This is a genomic window from Nocardia farcinica (genome assembly GCF_029867845.1).
Taxonomy (GTDB): domain Bacteria; phylum Actinomycetota; class Actinomycetes; order Mycobacteriales; family Mycobacteriaceae; genus Nocardia; species Nocardia farcinica_A.
Genome location: NZ_JARWRU010001002.1, coordinates 1 through 6,710 on the forward strand (window position 1 = coordinate 1; position 6,710 = coordinate 6,710).

6 protein-coding genes and 1 pseudogene are annotated in these 6,710 nt (G+C 71.1%); 1 reads left to right on the plus strand and 6 read right to left on the minus strand.

What is annotated here, in order from left to right:
- Positions 1 to 255 (plus strand): annotated as a pseudogene (locus QH283_RS22230) (nucleotide exchange factor GrpE); the annotation flags it as partial.
- A 22-nt stretch (positions 256 to 277) separates the two neighbouring features.
- Here the strand turns inward: QH283_RS22230 and QH283_RS22235 are convergent.
- The 6 genes from QH283_RS22235 to infB form a co-directional block, all read right to left on the minus strand.
- Entirely contained in the window at positions 278 to 1,195 is a 918-nt protein-coding gene (locus QH283_RS22235; RefSeq protein ID WP_280504903.1) for a cupin-like domain-containing protein, read from the minus strand.
- A 180-nt stretch (positions 1,196 to 1,375) separates the two neighbouring features.
- Entirely contained in the window at positions 1,376 to 2,731 is a 1,356-nt protein-coding gene (locus QH283_RS22240) for an MATE family efflux transporter (RefSeq protein ID WP_280504904.1), read from the minus strand.
- Between the two features lie 19 nt (positions 2,732 to 2,750).
- Positions 2,751 to 3,788, minus strand: a complete 1,038-nt coding sequence (locus QH283_RS22245; RefSeq protein ID WP_280504905.1) for a DHH family phosphoesterase — start codon at positions 3,786 to 3,788, stop codon at positions 2,751 to 2,753.
- Positions 3,789 to 3,849: 61 nt separating this feature from the next.
- Positions 3,850 to 4,293 (minus strand): 30S ribosome-binding factor RbfA, encoded by a 444-nt coding sequence (gene rbfA, locus QH283_RS22250; protein ID WP_280504906.1) that lies wholly within the window; start codon positions 4,291 to 4,293, stop codon positions 3,850 to 3,852.
- 61 nt (positions 4,294 to 4,354) lie between these two features.
- Entirely contained in the window at positions 4,355 to 4,645 is a 291-nt protein-coding gene (locus QH283_RS22255; RefSeq protein ID WP_280504907.1) for a DUF503 domain-containing protein, read from the minus strand.
- Positions 4,646 to 4,730: 85 nt separating this feature from the next.
- Positions 4,731 to 6,710: translation initiation factor IF-2 (gene infB, locus QH283_RS22260; protein WP_280504908.1), on the minus strand; the 1,980-nt coding region annotated here is incomplete at its 5' end.

Sequence of the window (6,710 nt, forward strand, 5' to 3'; positions counted from 1 at the left end):
CCCCCCCCCCCACCCCCCGCGGGCCCCCCCGGGGCCCCCCCCCCCCCCCCGCCCCGCGCCCCCCCCCGGGCCCCCCCGGGCCCGGGCACGGCCTTCGACCCCCGCACCATGACGGCCACCGATGTGGTCGACACCGCGGACGCCGAGGCCGACCGCACCGTGGAGGCCCTGCTCTCCCCCGGCCTGCTGGTGGGCGAGCGCTCGGTGCGTCCGGCGAGCGTGGTGGTCCGCCGCCACCGCCCCGCCGCGTCCTGACCACGCGACGAGGCGCGCGAGATCACTTGGCGCGAGCGAACTTCCCGGTGATGCCCGCGACGATGCGCAGCAGGCCGCGCGCCGCCATCGGGAAGAACGCCGCCCGCATGAACTCGAAGTACTTCGGGTTGTAACGCGCCACATAGGAGATCGAGGCGTCCAGCGACTCGACCTGGTGCCACCAGAACATCGGAATGTAGAGGATGTCGCCGGAATCGAGCACCACATCGAAGGATTCGGCCTCGCGCAGGCGCGGATAGGCCGCGGTGTCCGGGTCGAACTCGTCGGGCAGGCCGGTGTAGGGGTCGTCGACCTTCACCGGCACCCGCCCGTAGACGTTGCGGTACTCGTCCGGCGGGAACAGCCGGACCCGCTTGCGCCCGTGCAACTGGATGAGCAGACCGTGCCAGGGATCGTTGTGCAGCGGGGTCAGATTGCCCGCCTGGCCCATCCACACGCTGCTGGCCGCGGTGCTCTGGGTGCGACCGCCGACGGTGGCGGGCAGTTGCCCGGCCAGCGGCCGCGGATCGGCGGCCGCGCGCGAGTAGTACTTCTTGTCCGGCCGGGGCGTGTCGAAGACCGCGTCGATGACGTCGCCGTACTCGAGCAGCTCCACCGGGGAGGTCTCCTGGGTGAAGACGTTGGTGGTGCTGGTCAGCGCGTAAACCTTGTCGGTGCGGTACTTCTCGCGCAGCCGCTGCGGCTGGTAGTCCTCGAACACCGGCCAGCTGCCCGCGATCTGCCGGATGACGACCGGGGTTCTGCGGTCGAACACCTCGGCCAGCTCCAGGTCCGGGTGCGCGGGCACCGGCTTGCCCGCCACGCCCCCGGTGCGCGGCCGCACCAGGTCCCGCACCGAACGCGCCAGGTAGAGCGCCGAACTCGCGCCCAGGATCGGCGCCAGTGTCAACGGCCTCTCGTCGTACCCCTTGTCCGTCATCTCACCACCTCCGTAGACATGCCCCGTACCGCGTCTGCCGACGCGGTCAACCACCGACGCTATCCTCGGGGCAAGCCGGGATCGATACAACAGAAATGGTGTCTGTACAGGGCGAACCGTCGAAGCGGATACTCGGCGGGTCGGCACGTCACCGCGCACCGGCGCCACACCCGGCGTGGCTCAGGACACGCCCGCGTTCCTGTCACGCGCTGTGGTGGCCGGCACGTCCGCCCCCACCCGCGCCCAGCGCCCGGACAGCGTGCGCCCGCCGACGGCGAGCAGTCGTAGCGCCATGAAAACCGTCAGACCCGACCAGATTCCGGCGATCCCCCAGTCCAGGATCAGCGACAACCAGATGACCGGCAGGAACCCGGCGATCGCGGCCGCGAGCGTCGCGGTGCGCAGGAAGGCGGCGTCGCCCGCGCCGAGCAACACCCCGTCGAGGGCGAACACCACACCGGCCACCGGAATCAGGGCCACGAAGAACCACCAGGCCACCGAGGTGCGGTCGAGCACGTCGGCGTCGGTGGTGAACAGCGTGGGGATCAGCGCGTGCCCGGCCGCGAACACCACGGCGAGCACCAGCGCGAACACCTCCGACCAACGGGTGACCCGGCCCGCGAGTCGCTTGGCCCCGGCCGCGTCACCGCCGCCGAGGGCCGCGCCGACCAGGGTCTGCGCGGCGATGGCCAGCGCGTCGAGGGCGAGGGCGAGGAAGGTCCACAGTTGCAGCACCAACTGGTGGGCGGCCACCGAGGCCGCGCCGAAGCGGGCCGCGACCGCCGCCGCGGAGACGAAGCACGCCTGGAAGGACAGGCTGCGCAGGATCAGATCCCGGCCGAGCACGAGCTGGGCCCGCATGACCGCCCAACGCGGCGTGGCGTCCACCCGCTCACGGACCAGCGCGGCCACGAACAACCCGGCCGTCACCACCTGTCCGGCGACATTGGCCACCGCCGAGCCTGCCAGCTCCATCCGCGGCGCGCCGAGCAACCCGTGCACCAGCACCAGGCACAACACGGCCGAAAGCCCCAGTCCGGCCACCACGAACACCAGCGGCCTGCGCGTCTGCTGCACGCCGCGCATCCATCCGTTGCCCGCCATGGCGAGCAGGATCAGCGGCACGCCGAACAGCGCGATCCGCAGCCAGGGCAGCGCCTGCTCGGCCACCTCCCCGCCGCCTGCGATGAGATCGACGACCGGCGCCGCCGCCGCCTGCATGATCAGCAGGATGAGCAGCCCGGCGCCGACGGCCAGCCAGCTCGCCTGCACGCCCTCGGCCACCGCGCCCGCCCGGTCGCCCGCGCCGTGCCTGCGCGCCGAGCGCGCGGTGGTGCCGTAGGACAGGAAGGTCAGCTGGGTGCTCACCTGCGCGAGCACCAGTCCGCCGACGGCGAGGCCCGCCAGCGCCGACGCGCCGAGCCTGCCGACCACGGCCAGGTCGAAGAGCAGATAGAGCGGCTCGGCCACCAGCACGCCCAGCGTCGGCACGGCCAAGCCGAGGATGCGGCGCGGTCCAGCCTCGGTCGTGTTCACCTGCGGCCCCGGTGTCCGCCTACCCGAGCGCTTCCAGCAGCGCCGCGACGATCTGCGCCGGGGCGCCCTCGGTCGCGTATCCCGCGGCGAAGCGGTGCCCGCCGCCACCGAGTGCGGTCGCCACCGCGGCGACGTCGACCCCGTCGTCGGCGCCCGGCCCGGAATTGCGGCTGCGCAGCGAGACCGTCCAGCGGCCCGGCTCGGTGCGCGACTCCTTGAACACCGCCGCGATCCCGGCCTCGGCGGCCGTGCGCACGATGTCGACCACGCTCTCGACCTCCTCGGGACGCACCCCGAGCACGTCGTCGTGGCCGATCACCACATAGGCCAACCCGACCCCGTCACACACCCTCGGCTCGAGCCGGGCGGTGGCCAGCACTCGCGAGAGCATGGGCAGCCAGGCGAACGGATGGGTGTCGAGCAGCCCGCGGGTGATCTCCGCGCCGTCGATGCCGGTGGCCAGCAGCCGCTCGGCCAGTGCGTGCGTGCCGGGGCGCACCCATCGGAACGAACCGGTGTCGGTGACCAACCCGGCGTAGAGGCAGTGCGCCACGGGCGCGTCGATGGGCTCACCCCAGGCGTCGAGCACCCGGGCGATGATGCCCGCGGTGGATTCGGCGCCCGGATCGACCACATTGATCGCGCCGAAGCAGGTGTTGGACCGGTGGTGGTCGATCACGATCGAGGTCGAAGCGCTGGTCAGCAGGTCGGCCAGCGCCCCCATCCGGCTCGCGCTCGCGCAGTCCACCGCGACCACCAGGTCCACCTCGCGGTCCACCCGCGCGGGCGGCACCAGCAGCTCCGCGCCGGGCAGTCCGCGCATGGAGGCGGGCAGGTCGACGGGGTCGGCGAAGGACACCCGCACGTCGACCCCGCGCCTGCGCAGCACCTGCCCGAGCGCGAGGCCGCTGCCGATGGTGTCGGCGTCGGGTTGCACGTGGCTGACCACGGCCACCGACCGTGCGGTGTCCAATGCCGCGACCGCCGCGCGCAACTCGGCGCCGAACGACTCCTCGCCGGATGCCGGCTGGTCGATCGAACTCTCGGCGTCGCTCATGCCGTCTGCCGAGATCCCGTCCGCCCCCGGCCCGTGTGCCCGTGGCCCGAACAGCGCAGTGTCATTCGCCGTCGAGCCGATCGAGTTTGTAGGGGTCGGCATCGCCGGCGGGCTTCGCCTCGGCGGCCGCCCGCGCCGCCGCCTCGTCCGAGGCGCGCGCCCGCGCGAGCAGTTCCTCCATCTCGCGGGCGGCGTCGGGCACCCGGTCGAGCACGAAAGCCAGCGTCGGGGTGAACTTCACACCGGTGCCCGCGCCCACCTTCGAGCGCAGCACTCCCTTGGCCTTGTCGAGACCGGCGGCAGCGGCCGCGTAATCCGGCTCGGTGTCGAGGGTCTCGCCCATGACCGTGTAGTACACCGTGGCCTCGCGCAGATCACCGGTGACCTTCGCGTCGGTGATCGTCACGAAACGCAGCCGCGGGTCCTTGACTTCGTACTCGATCGCGGTGGCCACGATCGAGGAGATCCGCTTCGCGAGTCGGCGTGCCCTGGCCTGATCCACCATGGCTGTTCCTCCTCACTTCATGAAAGAGCATTGCTGGACATCTGCCGGCCGGTGCGACCGGCTAGTCCTCCGGGCCGAACACCCGGCGGCGCACTGCCAGCAACTCCAGTTCCGGACGAGCGGCGACCTGCCGCTCGCATCTGTCGAGTACCGCGCTGAGGTGATTCATATCAGCGCTGACCATCGCCACACCGAGCAACGTGCGCCGGTACCTGTCGTGTTCCCCGGCCTCGGCCACGCTCACGCCGAAACGTTGCAGCTCGGCGAGCACCGGCCGGATCACCGACCGCTTCTCCTTCAGCGAGTGCACGTCGCCGAGCAGGATGTCGAACTCCAGTGCACCCAGGTACACCCGTACACCTTCCGCTAGCGCCGACCGCGCCGCGCGGTGCGCACCCGGGAGGGCACGCACCGCGCGGCGCCGGTCGGTCGAGGCGTCAGTCGCGCGGCTTCTCGCGCAGCTCGTAGGCCTCGATGATGTCGCCTTCCTTGATGTCGTTGTAGGTCAGCGTCATACCGCACTCGTAGCCCTCGCGGACCTCGGTGGCGTCGTCCTTCTCACGCTTGAGCGAGGAGATCGTCGTCGTCTCGGCGACCACCACGTTGTCGCGGATCAGACGGGCCTTGGCGTTGCGCTTGACCGAACCCGACAGCACCATGCAGCCGGCGATGTTGCCGACCTTCGAGGAGCGGAAGATGGCCCTGATCTCGGCGCGACCCAGCTCGACCTCTTCGTAGATCGGCTTGAGCATGCCCTTGAGGGCCTTCTCGATCTCGTCGATGGCCTGGTAGATCACCGAGTAGTACCGGATGTCCACACCCTCGCGGTTGGCCAGCTCGGTCGCCTTGCCCTCCGCGCGCACGTTGAACCCGATGATGATCGCGTTCGACGCCGAGGCCAGGTTGACGTTGGTCTCGGTGACGCCACCGACACCGCGGTCGATGACCCGCAGGCGCACCTCGTCGCCGACCTCGATACCCATGAGGGCCTCTTCGAGGGCCTCGACGGTACCGGCGTTGTCGCCCTTGAGGATGAGGTTGAGCTCCGAAGTCTCCTTCAGCGCGGCATCCAGATCTTCCAGGCTGATCCGCTTGCGGCTGCGCGCGGCCAGGGCGTTGCGCTTGCGCGCGTTGCGCCGGTCGGCGATCTGGCGGGCGATGCGGTCCTCGTCGACGACCAGCAGGTTGTCACCGGCGCCGGGCACCGAGGTGAAACCGACGACCTGGACCGGCCGCGACGGCAGCGCCGTCTCCACGTCCTCGCCGTGCTCGTCGATCATGCGGCGCACGCGACCGTAGGCGTCACCCGCCACGATCGAGTCGCCGACCCGCAGGGTGCCGCGCTGGATGAGCACCGTCGCCACCGGACCGCGACCGCGGTCGAGGTGGGCTTCGATGGCCACGCCCTGCGCGTCCATGTTCGGGTTGGCGCGCAGGTCCAGCGCCGCGTCGGCGGTCAGCAGGACCGCCTCGAGCAGTGCGTCGATGTTGGTGCCCTGCTTGGCGGAGATGTCGACGAACATGGTGTCGCCACCGTATTCCTCGGCCACCAGCCCGTATTCGGTGAGCTGCTGGCGGATCTTCTCCGGGTTCGCGCCTTCCTTGTCGATCTTGTTGACCGCCACGACGATCGGCACGTCGGCCGCCTGCGCGTGGTTGATGGCCTCCACCGTCTGCGGCATGACGCCGTCGTCGGCGGCGACCACCAGAATCGCGATGTCGGTGGCCTTCGCACCGCGGGCACGCATGGCGGTGAACGCCTCGTGACCCGGGGTGTCGATGAAGGTGATCAGACGGTCCTCGTCGCCGAGGTGCGTGAGCACCTGGTAGGCGCCGATGTGCTGGGTGATGCCGCCTGCCTCGCCCTCGCGGACGTTGGCCTTGCGGATCGTGTCGAGCAGGCGGGTCTTGCCGTGGTCGACGTGACCCATGACGGTGACCACCGGCGGACGGACCTGCAGGTCCGACTCGTCGCCCTCGTCCTCGCCGTAGGTGAGGTCGAAGCTCTCCAGCAGCTCACGGTCCTCGTCCTCGGGGCTGACGACCTGGACGACGTAGTTCATCTCGCTGCCGAGCAGCTCGAGGGTCTCGTCGTTGACCGACTGGGTCGCGGTGACCATCTCACCCAGGTTGAACAGCGCCTGCACGAGAGCGGCCGGGTTGGCGTCGATCTTCTCCGCGAAATCCGACAGCGAGGCGCCGCGGGCGAGGCGGATGACCTCGCCGTTGCCGCGCGGCAGCCGGACGCCGCCGACCGACGGAGCCTGCATCGAGTCGTATTCCTGGCGCTTCTGGCGCTTGGACTTGCGGCCACGACGCGGGGCGCCACCGGGACGGCCGAAGGCGCCCGCGGCACCGCCGCGACCACCGGGACCACCCGGGCGACCGCCGCCGCCACCGGGACGACCACGGAAACC

What these genes read in the sequence shown, in the direction of transcription:
- QH283_RS22235 (WP_280504903.1), bottom strand. Translation starts at nt 1,195, where the DNA reads ATGACGGACAAGGGGTACGACGAGAGGCCGTTGACACTGGCGCCGATC.
- QH283_RS22245 (WP_280504905.1), bottom strand. Translation starts at nt 3,788, where the DNA reads ATGAGCGACGCCGAGAGTTCGATCGACCAGCCGGCATCCGGCGAGGAG.
- rbfA (WP_280504906.1), bottom strand. Translation starts at nt 4,293, where the DNA reads ATGGTGGATCAGGCCAGGGCACGCCGACTCGCGAAGCGGATCTCCTCG.